Source organism: Rhodococcus sp. 66b (assembly GCF_002076325.1).
GTDB lineage: Bacteria > Actinomycetota > Actinomycetes > Mycobacteriales > Mycobacteriaceae > Rhodococcus_F > Rhodococcus_F erythropolis.
In genome coordinates this window covers 49,913-67,213 of sequence record NZ_MUZB01000023.1, presented here as the reverse complement: position 1 = coordinate 67,213, position 17,301 = coordinate 49,913, and the positions used below count along the sequence as shown (strand labels likewise).

Annotated in this window: 15 protein-coding genes; 6 read left to right on the top strand and 9 right to left on the bottom strand. The window is 60.5% G+C overall.

The genetic code is table 11. The features are described from left to right. Positions 1–200 (top strand): DegT/DnrJ/EryC1/StrS family aminotransferase (locus B0E55_RS29465; protein WP_198538469.1); only part of this gene is annotated, 200 nt, incomplete at its 5' end. A 376-nt stretch (positions 201–576) separates the two neighbouring features. On the opposite strand, the gene B0E55_RS29460 is transcribed toward B0E55_RS29465, so the two are convergent. The 3 genes from B0E55_RS29460 to B0E55_RS29450 all read right to left on the bottom strand — a co-directional run bounded on the left by B0E55_RS29460 (position 577) and on the right by B0E55_RS29450 (position 4,281). After that, entirely contained in the window at positions 577–906 is a 330-nt protein-coding gene (locus B0E55_RS29460; RefSeq protein ID WP_037134843.1) for a hypothetical protein, read from the bottom strand. Positions 907–1,648: 742 nt separating this feature from the next. Then, positions 1,649–2,647, bottom strand: coding sequence for a LysR family transcriptional regulator (locus B0E55_RS29455; RefSeq protein ID WP_019749958.1), 999 nt, complete (start codon positions 2,645–2,647; stop codon positions 1,649–1,651). A 212-nt stretch (positions 2,648–2,859) separates the two neighbouring features. Beyond that, positions 2,860–4,281, bottom strand: a complete 1,422-nt coding sequence (locus B0E55_RS29450) for a serine hydrolase domain-containing protein (protein WP_019749957.1) — start codon at positions 4,279–4,281, stop codon at positions 2,860–2,862. A gap of 90 nt (positions 4,282–4,371) precedes the next feature. Between B0E55_RS29450 and B0E55_RS29445 the strand changes: the two genes are divergently transcribed. Beyond that, complete coding sequence (locus tag B0E55_RS29445; RefSeq protein WP_019749956.1) at positions 4,372–5,016, top strand: TetR/AcrR family transcriptional regulator; 645 nt, start codon at positions 4,372–4,374, stop codon at positions 5,014–5,016. A gap of 116 nt (positions 5,017–5,132) precedes the next feature. Here B0E55_RS29445 and B0E55_RS29440 read toward each other — a convergent pair whose 3' ends face one another. Beyond that, entirely contained in the window at positions 5,133–6,068 is a 936-nt protein-coding gene (locus B0E55_RS29440) for a LysR family transcriptional regulator (RefSeq protein WP_080910992.1), read from the bottom strand. Positions 6,069–6,343: 275 nt separating this feature from the next. Here B0E55_RS29440 and B0E55_RS29435 point away from each other — a divergent pair, with 275 nt between their 5' ends. From B0E55_RS29435 to B0E55_RS29420, 4 genes are all read left to right on the top strand, one after another. Further along, positions 6,344–7,096: an SDR family oxidoreductase gene (locus B0E55_RS29435; RefSeq protein ID WP_019749954.1), complete on the top strand. Its 753-nt coding sequence runs from the start codon at positions 6,344–6,346 to the stop codon at positions 7,094–7,096. A gap of 54 nt (positions 7,097–7,150) precedes the next feature. Then, positions 7,151–7,474 carry a nuclear transport factor 2 family protein gene (locus tag B0E55_RS29430; RefSeq protein ID WP_029538874.1) on the top strand — a complete coding sequence of 108 codons (324 nt, stop codon included), beginning with the start codon at positions 7,151–7,153 and terminating at the stop codon, positions 7,472–7,474. A gap of 248 nt (positions 7,475–7,722) precedes the next feature. After that, a complete protein-coding gene (locus B0E55_RS29425; protein WP_241896172.1) occupies positions 7,723–7,965 on the top strand; it encodes a hypothetical protein in 243 nt (80 codons plus the stop codon). 399 nt (positions 7,966–8,364) lie between these two features. Beyond that, the gene (locus tag B0E55_RS29420; RefSeq protein WP_241896171.1) at positions 8,365–9,651 is read left to right on the top strand and encodes a low temperature requirement protein A; all 1,287 of its coding nucleotides are present in this window, start codon (positions 8,365–8,367) and stop codon (positions 9,649–9,651) included. Between the two features lie 395 nt (positions 9,652–10,046). On the opposite strand, the gene B0E55_RS29415 is transcribed toward B0E55_RS29420, so the two are convergent. The 5 genes from B0E55_RS29415 to B0E55_RS29395 all read right to left on the bottom strand — a co-directional run bounded on the left by B0E55_RS29415 (position 10,047) and on the right by B0E55_RS29395 (position 16,846). Continuing rightward, on the bottom strand, positions 10,047–10,457 hold the full coding sequence (locus B0E55_RS29415; RefSeq protein ID WP_019749950.1) for a nuclear transport factor 2 family protein: 411 nt from the start codon (positions 10,455–10,457) through the stop codon (positions 10,047–10,049). A gap of 126 nt (positions 10,458–10,583) precedes the next feature. Next, on the bottom strand, positions 10,584–11,414 hold the full coding sequence (locus B0E55_RS29410; RefSeq protein ID WP_019749949.1) for an enoyl-CoA hydratase-related protein: 831 nt from the start codon (positions 11,412–11,414) through the stop codon (positions 10,584–10,586). Positions 11,415–11,419: 5 nt separating this feature from the next. Next, the gene (locus B0E55_RS29405) at positions 11,420–13,231 is read right to left on the bottom strand and encodes an acyclic terpene utilization AtuA family protein (protein WP_080910991.1); all 1,812 of its coding nucleotides are present in this window, start codon (positions 13,229–13,231) and stop codon (positions 11,420–11,422) included. Continuing rightward, positions 13,228–15,240, bottom strand: a complete 2,013-nt coding sequence (locus B0E55_RS29400) for an acetyl/propionyl/methylcrotonyl-CoA carboxylase subunit alpha (RefSeq protein ID WP_080910990.1) — start codon at positions 15,238–15,240, stop codon at positions 13,228–13,230. The genes B0E55_RS29405 and B0E55_RS29400 overlap by 4 nt, the downstream gene beginning before the upstream one ends. Before the next feature lie 7 nt (positions 15,241–15,247). Then, a complete protein-coding gene (locus B0E55_RS29395) occupies positions 15,248–16,846 on the bottom strand; it encodes an acyl-CoA carboxylase subunit beta (protein WP_080910989.1) in 1,599 nt (532 codons plus the stop codon). Positions 16,847–17,301 lie beyond the last annotated feature (455 nt).

Below are 17,301 nucleotides of genomic sequence, written 5' to 3'. Positions count from 1 at the left end.
CCGACGGAATCGTGGCGCCGTTCCACTACATTCCGCTCGATACGAGTGCGGCCGGTGTGCGCTACGGACGAACACCGCAGCCGTGCGTGCGTAGCGCCGAGTTCTCCGCGTCGATCCTTCGGCTCCCGCTGTGGCCCATGCTCACGTCCGAACAACAGGACCGGGTCATCGGTTCGGTCCTCGAGTACAAGGGCATCTGAACAAAGAACCGCTAGAATAGGCGAGGGAATCTTTCCGAACGATCATTGTCTGCGGGAATGCCGCAATGGTTCTTCTCCTCGACGTCGCTAGAGTTCGTGAGACCGCGACGGGCGCAAAGGGGAAAAGTCCTTTGCTGTTCTAGTGTCGGGGAGGGCTGAAGTCCCGATATTCGGGTGGGCGAACTCAGTTACCGCGTACGGAAGGTAGGCGGGGGCTCCTCGGAGCCGGCTTACGCGAAGCTTGTGCACGCGGCGCGTGAACTGTCCGGTTCCTCTGAGTGCGTGGGAGCACGGGCGGCGCCGTCAACTTCGTCCCACCTAGTGGCCGCCGGGTCTGGAGGACCCACCGAGAGCTGCGGGCGGTCCTCCGCAGCGATCACTTGCCACCCGATGGTTCCGTTTTCCCTTTGCGTTTCGCCTGGTGCATAACAGCGTCTGCGATCTCAAGCAGCGTCTCCATACCGTGATCCGGAGCGTCGGGTGTACCGCCGAACGGTGCTAAGGCATTCACCGACTCGCGCGGCTGCACCGTCTGTGCTCGGACTGTCACGAACGCGTCGCCGAAGATTGGACTATTTCTTGGAGCACAGGCAACGGTTGTGGAGTTGATTTCGGTGAACTGCGTGCGGAGTTCCGGGGCTGGCGCACTTTTGTCGCGCGCCGTAAACCGCTCAGCGTCAACCGGATTCTGTGCGAGCGAGACCATGCAGGTCCTCAGTCTCGGATCGCCCTTCCTCGTGGCCGGTAGGTAAAGGGCGATCACCAATGGCGTTGTAAAGAGTGAAGGTCAATTCTTTCGCGTTAATCAGCCGCGGACGACTCGGAGGAGGGCCGCTTCGATCTCGGTTGGCGGTCTTCCGGCGTATTCGCGGTAAACGGCACGAGTGCAGGTTGCAGCGTGGTACGGCCCGATGGTCGGGGTCGGGGTCGGGGTCGGAGCCATCGACCCGAACTTTCACATACGCGACCAGCGTATTCCACTCCTCGGGAATTTTGGAAGCGATTATCGGGGTCCCGATTGGCGTACGCAGAGAGCAATACTAGCGCTCAAGTTACGGTGACTCTGGTCGTTAGAAGAGCCTGTCGTCGTTTGAGAAGGCTCAGTCGCCAGCCCCACAGAGTTCGGATCCATCGCCATGTTCGCATATTCTTCGATTACGACCGCTTCGTGGCGCTGGTTCTCACACCCGCGGAAGTCATTGGAGTCCAAGGCAAGTCGCACTCGGGTTCCGACGGCGATCATAGGCGGGGCTGTGGTGTCCTTATCGGTCATATCTGATTCGCGCAGAGCAATTATGTCGCAATCGCGTCGCGGCGTGACTCTCTCAGCGGCGCCCCGATCACGGCGCCCATAGGAGGGGGCATCGCATGCAGCGACCGACGACGTCTGGGCGATGAAATCAGACCAAGCGATCATCGACCCATGTGGTGCTTCTCGTTCACAGTGCTCATCGGGAGGGGATGGTCGAGCCGAAAGATTCGGCGTTGTTGTGGCGGGCACGGTGAGCGTCGAGGAGTGTGCGTCGTAGTGGATTGTGTGTGTGGGGAAGCCAGTGTGCCTGCAGTGGCGCGAGCGGTGCCGGAGAAGCGGTGATGACTGCGACTTGTCCGCGATGATAGAGGCCGGGGGCGGCCGTGACGAGTGCGTAGTAAGGGGTTCCGATGACCGCAGCGGTCGGAGTGATGCCTTGGAAGTTTGCTGTCGCGGTGGAAGGTTCGAGCCCCGCTTGGTGACAGATCGCGACTAGGAAATGCGCATGGGGGCTGTTGACGTCGCGGGGAAGTATGAGGGTGTCGTTGGCGAGTTCGCTGAAAGCGATGCCGTCGCAGTCGGCAAGGCGGTGCTCGCGGGCAAGTGCGACGGTGATGGGAGTTCGTGCGATGACCGTCGACGCCAGATGGTCGTCGTCGGCTCTGCTTCGGGTCAGTGCGATGTCGGCTCGGCCGCTGCGCAGTTCGGTGTGGAGTTCTTCGAATGCGATCTGCCGCAGGACGATCGCTGTTTCAGGTAGAACCTCCACTGCGGTGATGCTGAGGTCGGCGAGGTCATCGGCGATGACCTCGGAGGTGAACGCTACTGTCAGCGGCTGCTTTTGTGATGTCTGGGCGGCGTGGATTCGTCGAGTGAGCGCGGATGCTGCATCCAGAAGGGGTGCGGCTCCCTCGCGGAGGACGATACCCGACGAGGTGAGTTCGAGGCGTTTTCCTGCTCTCGTGAACAGGTTAACCCCGAGGTCCCGTTCGAGGGATTTGATCGACGCACTCACCGCTTGCTGTGTGAGGTAGAGCTCGCTCGCCGCCCTGGTGATGTTCAGATGCTTGGCAACTGTCGCGAACTGCGTGACTCGATGCAGGTCAAGCGGTGAGCGCGATGCCGGCCCAGGAGCGAGCAGTGCTGCCGATTCGGCAACTGGACGCCGTTCTGTTGTCGAGTCCAACGCTGTCACCGCCCTGTCTTTTTGTCGTATGAGAGGTGGCTAACTGCAAGGTAACTAGCGAGATATAGATAGAAGGTCTGGGCGTTCAAATGCGTTCGACGTCATCATGGGTGACCACCTACGACACGGACTGTCGTCGTTCCGGTCGTGGGTGACGTCGATGGGCATTGAATACAGAAACTTGCCGCCAGAACGGGATGCACAGCGAAAGGTTGTTTGGGCTATTGTCCGATTCGATGGGGCGTCTGCGGGCTGATGGGGGCGCACACGAGCAGCACGCAGCCAGGAGGCGCTGCGGACAGCGGCGAGCGTGCCGCTTCGTCGGAGTTCGGACCGAGCCCGAGTGCATGGGAGGAGATGTCGATGTCGAACAGACCGTCCGGGTCGAGGTCGAGATTCATCTGCGGGACGTACGGCGGAACCATAAGGCCCTCCTGGGGCAGCGCCGCGCTCAACGCATTGAAAAAATTCGAGTACAGCTCGCTGGCGAGTGAGGCGCTCAATACAGTGCTGGGATCCGGCGAAACGTCACCGAGAAGACCTGTCCATGTGACCTGGAGTCCTAAGCTCGGGATGATGAAGTTGTTCTGCTGCAGGAAGCCGACCATGGCGTATCCGTCGTCGGGAAGGCCCGCCATCGGTGCGACGTCTGTTGTCTTCGTCGATGGAACGCTGGGGCCCGTGCAGGGTGTCTTGTTCAGCCAGAACAGAAATCCGTAACACGGGTTGGAGGCGGAAGGTTCGCGCAGCGCGGCGATGTAGTCCGCTGAGATCACCTCACGTCCATTCCAGGACCCGTTGTTCGCCATCAGCATTCCCAGCCGCGCGAAATCGTTGGGCGGCAAGAACAACAGCGCGAATCCGTAGGTGTGCCCAGTTCGATCGCGGGCCCAGTAATAGTCGTTCGGAGCAATCCCGATCGGATCGAACAATTCTCTTTGTGCGAAGCTCTGCAAGTCCTCTCCGACCGCATTTTGCAGTACGTACCCGAGCAGGTCTGGACCGAGTTGTGAGTATTGGAATCTTTCGCCTTGAGGATGAAGGATCGGCGCGTCGAGCGCAGTCTTCGGCGCATTGACCGTCATATCAAGGAGGCTGGGAAACGCCTCTGACAGGATTGCTTGGTCGAGACCCGAGCTTTGCGTCAGCAGGCTTCGAACCGTGATCGCGCGGTGCGCAGTGTCACCTTCGTCCTCGGGCAAGTAGTTGCCGATGGGTGCTTCGACGTCGAGAAGCCCGTGGGTCACCGCAACACCGGCGATCATCGAAACGACGCTTTTGGTGCCACTCATCAGGTTTCCTGGGATGTTTCCGGATATGTCGTTGAACGGGCCCTCGCCGACGAGGCAGTTGTACCGAAAAACCTGGATGTTGGTGCGCATACGCGAGGTGGCGAAGTCGATTGCGCGTTGTAATGCAGCTCCGTCCATCTCCACTTGCTCTGGGCGGGCATGCTCGAACCCGTCGGGCGCCGACGGGGGCGCCGAACATTCATGTCTGGTCGCAGTCGAGGGTTCGCTATCGGCGGTGGCGAGCGCCGGCGCCACGCCCGTCCCGAACACTGCGCCCGCGAGGAAAAGAGCTCCTACTGTCTGCCGAAGATATGACAAGCCGAACACCGCTTCCTTGATGACGTGAATCACACTCGCTGACGGGAGTACTGTCTACCACAGATATACCGAACGGTAAATCCGATATTGAGGATCGGCAGAAAGTCAGTAGAGTCGCGAGTGATGAACGCCACCACCAACGAGCGGAGTCCGGCGCCCCGTCGCCATGGACGCACTCAGATTGCCGTCGTCGACATACTTGTCGCTGCCACTACCGTCTTCGCGAACGAGGGGTTCGATGCTGCAACGGTAAATAGGCTCGCCGCTGTCGCGGGCACCACCAAACCCACGCTCTACAAGCACTTCACCGACAAGCAAGGACTCTTCAACGCCTGTCTCGACCGTGAACTCCGTCATGCGGAGACCTTTCTTTTTCGAGCCTACGATTCGGCGACGGATCTCTCCAACCGCAGCGAGATTCGCGCTCATGTGCAAGCGTTCTTCGACTACGCCGACCAACGCCCCGACGGCTTTCGGCTGATGTTCGATACCGGCGGCCCGCTCGGACGGCACACCGAATTTATCGATACCGTCGTCGAACGTAATGCCATCCGGATCTGCCAAACGCTCGTCGCTGCAGGACATCACGATGCGAACGCTCGCGCCCGTGAGATTGCCGCATACTCCGTCGGCGCATGCATCTACGGAGCCCGGCAATCGATACTCACCGAGGAGCCAGGCAACGACATCAGAGGTCAACTGGCATCAGAATTCGTCTTCAGTGGGATCGTGGGAGCGATAGCACATTTGCTGGAGCCGAAGCCTTAGCTCGGGACGTAGTCAGGGTTGAGCCTTGCCCTCTTGGGCCAACGACGCCTGTGACGGGTATGAGCGTCACAACGGTGAAACTTTGCGCCAGGGTTCGCCGAGCGAACCGTCGTGGGTCAAATCGGCTGAGTGAACGGTCCGGGCCGAGTCTCCAGAAGTGCATTGCGGGGTTGGGAGATGGTGTGCGGCAGCCAGATTGCTTGCATCGGTACCTTGGGGGCGTCGGTCAAGCTCTTTACGACGACCCTCCCTTCGAGTGCTGGGCCGGGCGTGGCGGTGACCAGGGCTACGTAGTCGTTTCCCGCGACGGCTGTGACCGGTGGTGTTCCTTGAATGGGGTTCACGGTGTGTGTGGGTTCGAATCCTGCCCGACGGCACGATGAAACGAGGAAGTCGGTATAGAAGGAATGCATGGGCGGTGCCCAGACGATCAAGGTGTAATCCGCGATGTCCGCAAGCGCGAGGTCCGGACGTTCTGCGAGCGGATGTGATGCGTCGACAGCAATGCGGAGTTCGTTGTATCCGAGGACAGCGGCAGCAAGATCGGACGGTGTACTCACGCCCCGGCGCAGTCCGACGTCCACTGTGTGATCGAACAATCCTCGTTCGATGTCATCGAGGAACATTTGTCGCACCGTGATGGAAACTTCCGGCGAGGCAAGGCGAACCGGTGTGATCAGATGGAAGGCTTCTTCGGCGGTGATAGCGGGAGTATGCGCTACGACGAACGCTGGTACCCGCTCGTGTGCGGCTTGGCGCGTAGCTGTGGCGAGCGCTTCCGCTGCGGCGAGCAAAGTGGGTGCTCCTTCTCGAAGCTTGTGTCCGGCGGGGGTGAGGACGAGGCTGCGGCCGTGAGGGGCGAAAAGTGCTGTGCCGATCTGCTTCTCGAGTTGACGCATCGCCGCACTCATCGCTTGTTGTGTCATGAACAACGAATGTGCTGCCCGGGTGAGGCTTCCGCTGTCGGCAACGGCGACGAATTGCGAGAGACGACGAAAATCGATCGAACTTGCGGCACGGGCAGTTTCTGATGGATCGTCGATGTCACTCACGTACCACTCCTTCGATTCCAGGTAAGCACAAGCAATAGTTGTCGAAACACCAATAAGCGATGCTTTTGGCTTGTGCGTACTCACTGTAGCGTGAACTGGACTCGACGCCTGGAGTCATGACCCAGCGCGGTTGGGTCGGCCTGCATCGCGACATCTCGTGACGGCGACTGTAGGTATTCAGTAAATTATCAGCGATCTTACTTTGAAGTAAGATAGCGTGTGGCGGTCAGGATGATCTCTTCGCGTACACACGACCTCGAAGGACGGGACCAGATATGTCGAATTCGTTGCAGGGCAAGTCCGCGATTGTGGCCGGAGGTGCCAAGAACCTCGGCGGCTTGATCAGTACGACGTTGGCCGGGCAGGGTGTCAATGTTGCAGTGCACTACAACAGTGGCAGCAGTGAAGCGGACGCCGACAGGACTATCGCCGCAGTCGAGGCCGCAGGCGCCAAAGCGGTCAAGGTTCAGGCGGATCTGACACAGGTGTCGAACGTGGAGAAGTTGTTCGACACCGCGATCGATGCTTTCGGCAGCGTTGACATCGCGGTGAACACCGCAGGTAAGGTTCTGCGCAAGCCGATCCTGGAAACCTCTGAAGCAGAGTATGACTCGATGCTCGATATCAACGCGAAAGCTGCCTATTTCTTCATCAAGGAGGCTGGCAAACGGCTCAACGACGACGGTAAGATCATCACGATCGTAACCGCGTTGTTGGCGGCGTTCACCGACGGCTACTCGACGTACGCAGGTGGTAAGAGCCCGGTCGAGCACTTCACCCGTGCTGCGTCCAAAGAGTTCGGCGCCCGCGGAATCTCGGTGAACAGCATTGCCCCCGGCCCGATGGACACCCCCTTCTTCTACGGTCAGGAAACGCCGGAGCGAGTGGAGTTCCACAAGTCACAGGCAATGAAGAATCAGCTCACGCAGATCGAAGACATCGCACCGATCGTCCGGTTCCTCGCTGACGAGGGATGGTGGATCACCGGTCAGACTCTCTTCGCCAACGGCGGCTACACCACCCGCTGACTTGGATCCGAATATCCAACAGGCCCAGGACAGGGCCAGGGAAGGCGTAATCCGATGACCGAGACAGTGTCCGCTCCTATTGCTCGCTTGATCGATGCCACCAACGCGGGTGATGTCGAGTGTTTTCTCGATGCCTTCACTTTCGACGGCATAGTCGACGACTGGGGCCGCGAATTTACCGGGCGAGACGAGATCCGGGCATGGAGTGATGCCGAGTTCCTTGGCAAGCAAGTCACTTTGGAGGTCCGAGATGTCGCTGTCACGGGCTCCGGGGTGGTCCTCGTCGCGCAAGTGGGCGGCAATGGATTTAACGGACCGAGCACCTTCACCTTCACTGCCGATGCAAACAAGGTGTTGAAGATGAGCATTCGGGCCTGAGGGCGCACACGACATATTCGGGGACGGATGTTCCACTGTGTGACAGTTCGCCCTGCACCTCTCGATGCGTGCACGTAGACGCTCACCGAAAGGGCCGTTGCGTTAGTGTCCTGGCCACCCAAAGGGCGGCCAGGACACTAACGTTTCATTCGTGTTGATGACCGTAACATGCTGTAGTTAAAGGATTTTCGGCGATCTCGCGCAATGTGTGTCACAGTGTGACCATGCGAACTATGGTGATAATTTCTGTGGGCATTCTACTAGCTTTGGTCTTCCTGGCGGCCGGAGCACGAAGCCCCGCAATTGGCGTGCGCCGGGCAGCAGGTGCATTTGTGGGTATGTGGGCGATCACGACGATCGCAAACATGGCATGGGGCGTACACGAGGGTTACTCCGCGGCTGAGGAACTTCCGATCCTGGTGGCCAACTTCCTTCCCGCATCTGTCGTCGCGGCCGTAGGTGGCCTCGTGCTCGGCCGCGCCGACCGATAGCTGCCCAAGCTGGAATCGGCGCGCACGCTCAGCTCAGCGGATGCGAATCACAACGCCTACCTTCACTTCCCACAGTTCCCCGCGGGCGTCTGATGGTCATACTGAAACCCGGGTCGCGATCGAGATAGTAGCGGTACGGCGGTGTCGGGCTCGCATTCGGAGAGGACCCGACCACATTCCAGTTTTCACAGATATATGCGCAATTCCCGGAACTGCAACAATTTTGGGGCGAGCGTCTGGCATCAACGGTGTCGAGAGCGCGGGACGGCCCGAACACAAATGAACGGACCCCCGGATTACGCCTTGACCCGTTGCGCCCTCGAGTCGGCCGCCGATCAGGAATACCGACGAGGGCGGGCGTACTTCTCCGCAGAAGACGAACGACGGAATAGGACAACAATGAGTACCGACGATTTATGCAGTGGGCAGGCGGAGGGTATGCGGTCGCGTCTGATCGCTATGACCGGCCGCGACCCGAGTGAGCAAGGGCGTGCTTCGTCTCCGTTGGAGTTGTTGTTCGACTTGACGTTCGTGGTCGCGGTCGGCACTGCCGCGTCGCAATTCGCCGAGATGCTCTCGGCAGGACATGTGTTCTCGGCGACGGCGGCCTTTGTTCTGGCGATGTTTGCAATCTGCGTGGCCTGGATCAGCTTCAGTTGGTTCGGATCAGCATTCGACACCGATGACTGGCTGTACCGCACTCTGACGATGATTCAGATGATCGGCGTTGTGGTGTTCGCGTTGGGAATCCCACCGATGTTCCACTCCGTCGAGGTCGGAGAACACCTCGAAATGCGTCTCATGGTCGTGGGTTACGTGGTGATGCGGTTGGCGATGGTGCTCCAATGGTGGCGTGCTGCTCGCTCGTCAACCGAGTACAGAGTCACTGCATGGGCAAACATCCGGTGGATAGTGATTGCTCAGGTTGGTTGGGTGGTTGTCGCCTTCACCGGACTGCCGAACGGTGTCCTCATTCCTCTGCTTTTCGTGATCGGTTCCCTGGAACTCTTGTTGCCCGTAATCGCTCAAGGTGCTGCGGGCGGCACGCCCTGGCATCCGCATCATGTCGCGGAAAGGTACGGACTGTTTGCCATCATCACTCTCGGCGAGGGCGTCGTCGGCACTGTCGCGTCGTCGGCGGGATTGCTGGGGGGATCGGACGGGATGACATGGACCGTAAATACCATCGCCGTTGTGGTGGCGGGGGTCGGTCTTACCTTCGGCTTGTGGTGGGCGTATTTCATCACACCGTTCGGAGAGATGCTCGAGCGTCGACGCGGGCGCGGTTATCTGTTCGGATACGGCCACATCCCGCTGTTCATCGGGACGGCGGGGGCTGGGGCGGGCCTGCACGTTGCTGGCTTGTACCTCGAGCATCACAGCGTTCTCGGCGGGGTGGCGGTGGTGCTTTCGCTGGCGGTGCCCGTTGCCTTGTACCTGGCGATCGTGTACTCGTTGCACGCGGCGTTGATGTCGTCGGGGGATCGTCTCCACCTCATATTGATTGCGACTACGGCGGTAGTTCTCGTCTCGGCGGTCGCAGTTGCGGTGATCGGAGCGCCGTTTGCGATGTCACTGATGTTGATAATGCTGGCGCCATTTGTGACGGTGATCGGGTATGAGACTGTTGGGCGCGAGCGTCAGGTCGAGATGCTCGCTGCCCTCCGTGTTAAGGACGTTGCTTAGTAGATAGGGTGCGAAAAGTGGGCTACGTCCTGTAAGTAGTTCTGTCGCAAGCAAGTTGATCACACAGGGTTTCGATGTGGGTTGAGTGGGTTTCCGGCGTGTGGTGGACGATCCGGTACTGTTGAGCAACTCGCTGTTGAACAGAAGGCTGGTCTAGGCAAAAGTTCGGTTGCAACCGATGCACGGTAGAAGTTCTACCGCATCAACAGGGTCAGAGAAGTCGACCCCCGGGGTGCGAGTCCCCATCTGGGGTGACAATGGCTGCGGGATGATCTGCCGTGGAATAGATTTGATCGAGGACGGCGCGAGCGTGGTGGGGGAGACAACGAGCGCTGGCTCCCCCACCCGGTGGAGGATTTCCGTCGGTGCAGCCTTGTTGGTTCGCCTGGGGCGGACTAGGAGGCAGGAAGCTGTTCGACGTATGCAAGGACTTGGAACGGGTCCAGTGATTCTGTCACTTCCACCAATTTTCCGTTCCGAAGTTTGAACATGATGAGGTAGTTGTTGTTATACGTTGCTTTTCCCGGCCCTGTGCCGTGGGTGGTGGCTTCGACGACTACTCGGTCGTCTTCCGCGGTGATGGTGAGTACGTCGAATCGGAAGTCGGTGAACGGCTTGAGGAATCCTTCGAGGAGTGCTTTGGTTCCGGCCTTGTCGTTTCGGCCGCCGTACTGGAAGCGGTCTGGCCGGTTCGGTAGCGTCCACGATCCTTCATCGTCGATGAGATCGAAGAGGGCGGGAAAGTTGCGTTCGCTGATGTAGGCGCATGCGTTCAGAACGATTTCTTTGTTCTTGTCGGTGGACACGGGAATACCTCCTGGATTGGACGAGTCGGTAGTAGCGATTGGAGTCTTGGCCGAATGGCTGAATAGGTCGCCTCGAATCGGTGGCGCTATTGTTTGAGGGAGATCAGGCGGATCTAGGTATCTCGGTCAGATCTCCGTTGATTCCATTCTTTGGCAGAATGTTTCGCTAAATGTGAGTGTGGCGGACGGGGTCACGTTGGAGGGCGTTTCGGCAAAGGCGCGGATCCTTTCTCGTGCTTCTGGTGAGGCAAAATAGCGGGCGGTGAGGGCCTGCATCTGCTCGAACTGGTCTGACAAGATTTCCGCCGGCGGGGATAGAAGTTGTTTGACGCCGGTGAGGGCCTGGGGCGCGCCGAGTTGGAGGGAATCGGTGAGCTCGGTGACTGTGCTGTCGAGATGTGTTTCCGAGACCACCGCACTGACCAGGCCGATGTTTGCTGCATAGCGCGCGTCGAATGTTTCTCCGGTCAAGAACAGCCGGTGCAGTGCTGAGGGCTGTACACGCAGCCGCAGCGGTATTGAGATCATCGACGGGATTACTCCGATCCGTACCTCAGGGAATGCGAAGGTGACGGTGTCTGCTGCGATCGCGAAGTCGCAGGCGGCGATGAGTCCGATGCCTCCGGCGCGGGCGGGGCCAGTGAGGCGAGCAACCACTGGTTTCTCCGACGTCATCAGATTGTGGAGGAGTGCGGCGAGTTCCTCAGCGGATCTGGTGGTGTCCGCATTGCGGGCCTCTTTCAGGTCGGCGCCGGCGCAGAACGTCGGTCCTGTGTGGGCCAATACGATCGCGCGTGTCGATTTGTCGGCGAGCGCTTTCTCGAGAAGTTGAAGCAACTGTGTTCGGAGCGGTGCGGACAGTGCGTTGCGGTTGTGTGGTGAGTCGAGTGTGATTGTGGAGACTCCGCGATCGACGGTGAGGTGCGCTAGGCGGGTGGTGGTGTGGAGAGTGTGCATACCCTTCACACCGCTTCGGTGGCAATGAGGTTGGCCGGTGTCTGTGCCTCGAGCGGCGGCAACAACGCGGTGGGGATGTCGAGGTGTTTGGCGCGCAGGTACTCTCCAAGCCCTTTGCCCTGGGAGTCGAGGTCGAGGTTGGCGGCCACCCCGCGCCCGAGCAGCCCCACGATGGTCACTCCGCAGGCACGTAGATGCGGCAGCTCCCACATTCGCAGGTTGCAGTCCGCTGCCTCAGGGATCATGTCGCGCAGGGTGTCTTCGGTCCACCACGAGCGAAGCCATCGGTGGGCGTCGTCGCTGCGGGCCCACACACCCAGTGTCGCGTTGCCTGCCTTGTCTCCGGATCGGGCACCGAGAACAGTGCCCAGCGGAAGTCGGGCTGTCGGGCCGGGGATGGGCTCTACTGGTGTCGAGGTCGGCGGAGCGATGGGTGAAGCGTCGGGTGAGGTCGGGGCCGGAGGCACTTCGATGATGTTCCCCGACAGGGTAATCCGCTGGGGAAAGATCTCAGCGGCCATCAAGGTGGGCCAGAATACAGTAATTTCGCTTCCGGGCGTGGGAGGTGCGGTGAAGTACAGGCCGGGGTAGCTGGCCAGGCCGGTCTCGATAGCAGCGCGAGGAAAAGCGTGGACCTTTTCCCGAGAAGGATCGGTCACAGCGATCGTCAACAGGGCGACGGCTTCGGTCATCGTTGAAGGATCGGGCCGGTCAGCACGCAAGACGCGCGTGACGACATGTCGGAAGGAATGCTGTCCTCCTGGGATCGTCGCCCACAACGCGCGCTGGGCGAGATCGGCCTTGGCGTCGATGTTCGTTCCGGTGAGCACGAAGGTCACCTCGTTACGCCAGCCACCGGAAACCAATGCGCCGACCTTGACAGTAGCCGGGGCGGGTTCTCCTCGTACACTTGATATCTGGACGCGATCGGTGCCGAGTTGTTCGAGTCGGATGGTATCGAGACGAGCGATCACGTCAGGATTGGCGTACTGGGGCCCGTCGATTTCGTAGAGCAACTGCGCAGTCACTGTCTCGACGGTGACTTGTCCGCCGGTGCCCTGGTGTTTGGTGATGACCGAGGAGCCGTCAGCGGAGATCTCGGCGATGGGAAAGCCGACGTGATCCATTTCGGCAACCTCGCCGAAGAAGGAGAAGTTCCCGCCAGTGGCTTGGGCGCCGCACTCGATCACATGCCCGGCGGCGACAGCACCGGCGAGCGGGTCCCAGTCCGTGCGGGACCAGCCGAAATGCCATGCAGCGGGGCCGAGGATGATCGCGGCGTCGGTCACCCGGCCGGTGATCACCACATCGGCACCGGCGTCGAGGGCTTCCTTGATTCCCCAGCCCCCCAAGTATGCGTTCACGACCTCGGGGTCCTGACCCAACTCGGAGAACGATTGACCGGTATCGAGATGGGGAGCGTCCCAACCACTTCGGCGGGCGTCGCTGAATGCCTGGGTGGCATCGTCACCGTCGACCACGGCAATTCGGACAGTCCGACCGATGCGTTCGGCGATGTCGACGATCTGCGCGGCGCAGGCGTGCGGGTTGAGACCGCCCGCGTTCGAGATGATCTTGATATCCCGGTCCAGGCAGGTAGCGAGTACCTCGTCGAGCTGGTGAACGAATGTCCGAGCGAAGCCGGCATCGCGGGCACGATTGCGTTGTTTGACCAGGACTCCCATGGTGAGCTCTGCGAGCCAGTCTCCGGTCAGGACGTCGATGGCTCCTCCGTCGACCATTTCGTGTGCGGCAGCGAGGCGGTCGCCGAAGAAACCGGAACAGTTGGCGATTCGTAGTGAATGGGGGGTGCTCACGGTTGTTCTCCCGCCGCCAAGGTGATCAGGATGCTATGCGCAGTGACGTACTGTCCGACTGTGACGTGAATCTGCTCGACCGTTCCGTCGATGGCTGCGGTGGCCGGGTGCTCCATCTTCATGGCCTCGATGACAACCAGCTTCTGGCCGGCGGTCACCCTGTCACCGACGTTGACGGCGATGTCGACGACTGTTCCTGGGATCTCGTTGATCGGACCGCGTGCCGCTGCGGTCGCCTTACCTGGATCTGGCAGCCGCGACTGCGGTAGCCACCCGGACTGGCTGCGGGCGTCGTTGACCCATACAGAGCCGTCCGGGTGCGTCCGCACGGTACAGGGATAGTCCACCCCTGCGTAGTGGATCCGCACAGAGTGGTCGTCGAGGTCGCGGAGGGCGAAATCGTGAAGCTCGCCGTCGACGTCGAGTAACAGGTCGGTGTCCCCGCCCCAGGACCCGAGTCTGTACCCGATCTGAAGCGCATCTTCGGTGGTCGCCCGGTACCAGGTTGCACGGGTCAACAGTTTGGCGGCGAGGGGTCGGAATCCGGGACGGGCATGTCCACGGACGGGATCGGTATCGGCACGCCGAGCGGTCGAGACGGCTATCGCGGCGGCCAGGTGAACGGGCCAGGCAGTTGCCATCGGCGGATCGAGCAGGTGCCGGCGGTGTTCGAGGAAGTCGGTGCGAGTTTTTCCGGCTAGATAATCGGGATCGCGTAGCAAGGAGGACAGGAAATCACGGTTCGTCTTCACTCCGTGGATCTGTGTGGCATCGATCGCGGAGGCCAGCGCGGAGGCCGCGTCAGCGCGGTTGTCGGCGTAGGAGATGATCTTCGCGATCATCGGGTCGTAGAAGGGTGAGATTTCGGCAGGCGCGGAGACACCGTCCTCGTATCGGATACCTGGTCTCACAGGGTGTGTGTAGTGGTGCAAAGTTCCGGGGGTGGGCACGTAGCCGTTGGCGGGGTCTTCTGCGTAGAGGCGAACCTCGATCGCGTGCCCGGCGATGCGGACCTCGCTCTGCCTGAATCCGAGAGGTTCGCCGCGGGCGACCCGCAGCTGTAGTGCCACGAGATCCCGGCCTGTAACTTCCTCGGTAACTGGATGTTCGACCTGAAGTCGGGTGTTCATTTCGAGGAAGTAGAAGCCTCCCGTTTCGTCGTCGAAGAGAAATTCGACGGTGCCGGCACCGACATATCCGAGTTCACGGACCAAGGACACCGCTGTCGAGCCCATCTTCTCGCGCATCTCGTCGGTGACGACGGATGAAGGTGCTTCCTCGAGGACTTTTTGATGGCGGCGCTGGATGGAGCACTCCCGTTCCCCCAGATGTACTGCGCTGCCGTGGTGGTCGCCGAAAACCTGAATTTCGATGTGTCGAGAGAACTTCAGATATCGCTCGAGGAATACCGTGGAATTGCCGAACAGGTTGGCGCCTTCGCGGCGGGCCGAGGCTATCGATTCGACCACGTCGTCGGCGCATTCGATCAAGCGCATGCCCTTGCCACCGCCGCCCGCAACGGCCTTGACCAAGAGCGGGAAACCGACACCGGCAGCAGCGATTTGCCATGCCTCGGTGTCGTCTCCGGTGATGACTGCGTCCGGGAGGACTGGGACGTCCGCTTTGCGTGCCCACTGCTTCGCCCGGTCCTTGAGGCCCATTTCGCGAATCGAGTCAGGGCTAGGCCCGACGAAGAGAATGCCGGCGGACTCACATGCTTCGGCGAATTCGGCGTTCTCGGAGAGAAATCCGTACCCGGGATGGATGGCATCCGCGCCCGTCCGGCGGGCAGCCTCGAGGATCTTCTCCCACACCAGATACGACTCGGCGCTGCTTGCGCCGCCGATCGGGACAGCGAAGTCGGCATCGAATACGTGCGGTGACCGGGAGTCGGGATCGGAGTACACCGCAACTGTGCGGATTCCCAGCACGCGGGCCGTCCGGATGACGCGTCGTGCGATTTCCCCGCGATTGGCTATGAGCAGTGTGTTGATCGAACGGTGATTCACGAGCTTCTCACATTCGAAAGGTGGCGAACCGGGACGTGCCGGTCACGGGTGCGGAATGAGTAGCGGAGAGGGCCAAGCCGAGAACGGTGCGCGTGTCGCGGGGATCAATTACCCCGTCGTCCCACACCCGACCGGTTGCGTATACCGCCCCCGACTGGCGGTCGATCATCTTTTCGATGTCGCGGCGTACCTGGACGTCGTCGGCATCGCTGAACGTCGAGCCGGAGCGTTGCGCCGCGACTTTTCTGATAATCGACATGACACCTCCGAGCTGGGTGCCACCCATGACGGCAATGTGGTGATTTGGCCAGGTGAAGACAAAACGCGGGTCATATGCACGACCGGACATCGCGTAATTTCCGGCGCCGTACGAGGCGCCGATCATGAGGGTCAGATGTGGGACGGTCGAATTCGAGACGGCGTTGATCAGTTTGGCGCCGTCCTTGATGATGCCGCCCCGTTCGGCGGCGGAGCCGACCATGAATCCGGTGATGTTTTGCACGAAAAGGAGAGGGATATTACGGGTGTTGGCGAGCTGAATGAAATGGGCGCCCTTGTTCGCTTCGTCGGAGAACAGAATGCCGTTGTTGGCTAGAACGCCGATGGGATAGCCGGCGATCGAACCCCATCCGGTCACGAGTTGGGTGCCGAAGAGAGGTTTGAACTCGTCGAAACGGGAGCCGTCCAGTGTCCGAGCAAGGATTTCACGGACCTCGACGGGGCGTTTGGTGTCGGCGGCCGCGCAGCCCAGTAATTCTTCCTGGTCGTAGAGGGGGGCATCGGCTGGTACGGACGGGCCCGGGCCGGCTTTGGTCCACTGCAGAGCCGATACGATCTGCCGGCCCAGCCGCAGGGCATCGCGTTCGTCGTGGGCGAGGTAATCGGCCAGGCCCGAGACCCGTGCATGCATCTCTGCGCCGCCGAGTGATTCGTCGTCGATGTCTTCGTTGATAGCCATCTTCACCAGAGGCGGGCCGCCGAGGTACACCGAGGCGGCCTCCTTGACGAGCACGGTGTATTGACTCATTCCCGGCAGGTAGGCGCCGCCGGCGGTCGAACTACCGAAAACTAGAGATATTGTGGGGATTCCGGCTGCGGTGAGGCGGGTGAGCTCCCGAAACGTCTGGCCGCCGGGAACGAAGATGTCGGCTTGGCGGGGGAGGTCAGCGCCGCCGGATTCGACCAGGGTGATTACGGGCAGGCGATTCCGTTCGGCAATTTCGAGTGCCCGAAGCTGTTTGGTGACCGCGTCGGGGTTGAGTGAGCCGCCTTTGACCGTTGATTGGTTGGCGATGATCATGCATTCCGCTCCGGAGACAGAGCCGATGCCGGTGATGAGCCGCCCGCCGGGCTGCTCGTCAGGGTCATGGGCGCCTGCGTAACAGGAGAGTTCGAGGAACGGGGCGTCTTCGTCGAGTAGGAGATCGACCCTTTCGCGCGGGAGCATCTTCCCTCGGGACCGATGGCGTTCGACGGTTTTGGCTCCGCCGGCTTCGAGTACGCGGTTCGCCAGGGACTCAAGTGGTTTCAGGGCGTCGAGCATCGTCTGGCGATCGAGCAGAAACTGCTCGGACCCGGAATCGAGTCGTGTGGAAATGGTCGTCATTGGTGCACCTCGATCAGACTCGTGGAGAACGTGTGGTGATGCCGCGAGAGGTTGGCAATTGGAAACGCATCCGATGTCTCCGACGGACGTAACTGCGCACCCATGAGCAGGGCATGGTCCGGCGAGTTCGTGGGGCGGTTGTCTGGTCCGACGCGGAGCCCAGACTCGACTCATTTGGTACGTGATTGTCGGTATCGCCTTCGATGAAACACTAATCTGATTCGTCAGTCAAGTATGGATTTAGGGTGTTCAACCCGTAAAAATCGAAATATTTGACAATCTGAATAGCCGTTTGACATTGACAGTTGACTCACCAATCAAGATGTGACTACCATCACGTTGGGTCAGGTAATGGACTGGAACTCAGGTCCCTGGCTTCGGAAGATGCACCGCTCTGGCGGCAATCGGTTTTCCCACCACGCCCCGAGGTCGGATCGCTCACACACGCGTCAAGG

Coding starts and splice junctions, on each gene's coding strand:
- B0E55_RS29410 (WP_019749949.1), bottom strand. CDS start 11,414: ATGCACACTCTCCACACCACCACCCGCCTAGCGCACCTCACCGTCGAT.
- B0E55_RS29460 (WP_037134843.1), bottom strand. CDS start 906: ATGGTCTCGCTCGCACAGAATCCGGTTGACGCTGAGCGGTTTACGGCG.
- B0E55_RS29430 (WP_029538874.1), top strand. CDS start 7,151: ATGACCGAGACAGTGTCCGCTCCTATTGCTCGCTTGATCGATGCCACC.
- B0E55_RS29420 (WP_241896171.1), top strand. CDS start 8,365: ATGAGTACCGACGATTTATGCAGTGGGCAGGCGGAGGGTATGCGGTCG.
- B0E55_RS29445 (WP_019749956.1), top strand. CDS start 4,372: ATGAACGCCACCACCAACGAGCGGAGTCCGGCGCCCCGTCGCCATGGA.
- B0E55_RS29435 (WP_019749954.1), top strand. CDS start 6,344: ATGTCGAATTCGTTGCAGGGCAAGTCCGCGATTGTGGCCGGAGGTGCC.
- B0E55_RS29395 (WP_080910989.1), bottom strand. CDS start 16,846: ATGACGACCATTTCCACACGACTCGATTCCGGGTCCGAGCAGTTTCTG.